The sequence below is a fragment of the Peterkaempfera griseoplana genome (assembly GCF_001418575.1).
GTDB classification, from domain to species: domain Bacteria; phylum Actinomycetota; class Actinomycetes; order Streptomycetales; family Streptomycetaceae; genus Peterkaempfera; species Peterkaempfera griseoplana.
In genome coordinates this window covers 1-1,094 of record NZ_LIQR01000575.1, presented here as the reverse complement: position 1 = coordinate 1,094, position 1,094 = coordinate 1, and the positions used below count along the sequence as shown (strand labels likewise).

The 1,094-nt window shown below is 73.4% G+C and carries 1 protein-coding gene; it reads right to left on the bottom strand.

The window, feature by feature from the left end:
* Positions 1-186: 186 nt before the first annotated feature.
* A complete protein-coding gene (locus tag AOK09_RS33160; protein WP_175609379.1) occupies positions 187-1,014 on the bottom strand; it encodes a SigB/SigF/SigG family RNA polymerase sigma factor in 828 nt (275 codons plus the stop codon).
* Between the last annotated feature and the right edge of the window lie 80 nt (positions 1,015-1,094).

Here is a 1,094-nt window from a genome sequence, read left to right as displayed (position 1 = left end):
GTCGCCGTCCTCCTCCGCCGGCTCGCCGTCCCCGTCCGTCACCCCCTCCGCAACGGCATCGGAGACCGCTGAGCCGTCCGCCCCCGCGACCGCGAGCGCCACCCCGGGCGACGGAGGCACAGCGGACGACGGCAGCACCCCCGCCGGCTGAGCAGCCGCCCCCGGCACTCCGCAGCGGGCGGACGCTCACACCCCGGCGACCATCCCGCTGCGCAGGGTGGCGCAGGACCGCGCGATCAGCCGGGAGACATGCATCTGAGAGACGCCGACGACGTCGGCTATCTGGTGCTGGGTCATGCTGCGGAAGAACCGCAGGAAGAGGATGCGCCGTTCGCGCTCCGGAAGCTCCTCCAGCAGCGGCCGCAGTGAGATGCGGTCCACCACCAGGTCCAGGAAGCGGTCCTCGCTGCCCATGGTGTCGGCCAGCGAACCCGCCTCCAGGCCCGGTACGGGGGCGTCGAGGGAGACCGCCGAGTAGGCCTGGTAGGCCTCCAGCCCGAGGATCACGTCCTCCTCGGGGAGTCCCGTGTAGTCGGCCACCTCGGCGACGGTGGGGCTGCGGCCGCCCAGCGGCTGGAGCAGCTCCTGCTGGGCCCGCCGGACGAGGTTGCGCGCCTCCTGCACTCGGCGCGGCACATGCAGGTCCCAGGCATGGTCACGGAAGTGCCGCTTGAGTTCGCCGATGATCGTCGGCACGGCGAAGGACTCGAAGGCGTGGCCCTGCGCCGGGTCGTAGCGGTCCACCGCCTTCACCAGGCCCACCGAGGCGACCTGCAGCAGGTCGTCGTCGCTCTCACCACGGTTGCGGAAGCGGCGCGCCATGCGGCGGGCCATCGGCATCAGCGAGGAGATGACCTGCTCGCGCAGCCGGTCGCGCTCCGGCCCCGGCGGCAGATCGGCCAGGCGGGCCAGGCGGACCGGCAGGTCCTCCGGGGTGCGGTCCTTCGGAGGCTGGGACGACCGGCCGTCGGAGGCTCGGGCGGGACGTGCGGAACCGGGCCCGGGACGGGGCATGGCAGCCTGCTCTCTGTGCAACCGCCCACGGCGGTGCGCATCCATGACAGACGGAGACGTACGGGAGGGGGCCTTCGGGG

Coding starts and splice junctions, on each gene's coding strand:
- AOK09_RS33160 (WP_175609379.1), bottom strand. CDS start 1,014: ATGCCCCGTCCCGGGCCCGGTTCCGCACGTCCCGCCCGAGCCTCCGAC.